This is a genomic window from Carboxylicivirga sediminis, from assembly GCF_018156225.1.
GTDB classification, from domain to species: Bacteria; Bacteroidota; Bacteroidia; order Bacteroidales; family Marinilabiliaceae; genus Carboxylicivirga; species Carboxylicivirga sediminis.
This window is the reverse complement of sequence record NZ_JAGTAR010000092.1, coordinates 1-1077: the sequence shown is the minus strand read 5'-3', so window position 1 is coordinate 1077 and position 1077 is coordinate 1. Positions and strand designations below refer to the sequence as shown.

General features: G+C 42.3%; 1 protein-coding gene. It reads left to right on the top strand.

Annotation, left to right across the window (positions count from 1 at the left end):
* Positions 1-993 (top strand): IS66 family transposase (gene tnpC, locus KDU71_RS22740; protein ID WP_212193428.1); only part of this gene is annotated, 993 nt, incomplete at its 5' end.
* Positions 994-1077 lie beyond the last annotated feature (84 nt).

Here is a 1077-nt window from a genome sequence, read left to right as displayed (position 1 = left end):
GGCCCATCACTATTAGCAGAGCTTTTAATCAATAAATACGAGTACCACTTGCCGTTTCATCGTCAGATAAAAATGTTGAAGCAAACTGGTGTCAGTCTGCCTGCTTCAACCATCAACGGCTGGTTCCAGGGTAGTTGCGATTTACTTCGTAGCCTATACTTTCGATTGCAGGAAGTAACAATGAATACGGATTACATTCAGGTCGATGAAAGTACCGTACCTGTTGTTAATAATGAGAAGCACAAAACCGTTAAATCCTATTTGTGGATGGTTCGTTCAGTCATGAAGCCACTGGTTTATTTTCATTACGATAAAGGCTCACGGGCACAAAAAGTAGTGGTTGAACTGTTGCAAGGTTTTCAGGGAGCCATTCAAACCGATGGTTACGAAGCCTATTCTATTTACGAACAAAAGAAAGGGGTCCTGTTACTGGGATGCTGGGCGCATGCACGCCGTAAATTTGAAGAAAGCCTTGCTGAGGATAAAGCAGGTGCTGAATATGCATTGGCGCAAATCGGCAAACTTTACCAGGTAGAAACTATGGCCAACGAACAAGGCTTGGATGATAAGCAGCGAGCTGAACTACGCGAACGCTTGGCATATCCGATTATGGTAGCTTTTGAAAAATGGATTGTAAAGTATTATCCCAAGGCATTGCCCAAAAGCAGAATGGGCAGAGCATTATCATATACATACAATATCTTCCATCGTTTATCAAGGTATCACTTGGATGGCCGTTACAAGATTGATAATAACCTGGCCGAAAACGCCATCAGGCCTTTAGCATTAGGCCGTAAAAACTACTTGTTTTGTGGTAATCATGACGCAGCTGAAAATGCAGCTATTATATATTCGTTGCTTGGGTGCTGCAAAGCTGCTGATGTCAACCCCAGAGAATGGCTGACCGATATATTGGCCAAGATACCAATTTACAATAATGACTACTCATTAGATTTGGCCGACCTTTTACCTCATAACTGGAAGAACTCTTAGAATTGTGAGAATTGTCCATGGATTCTATGGACAATTAGAGTGTCTCGATTTAAGCTTTTGTGACGTGCGAGGCCGAATGCTTAC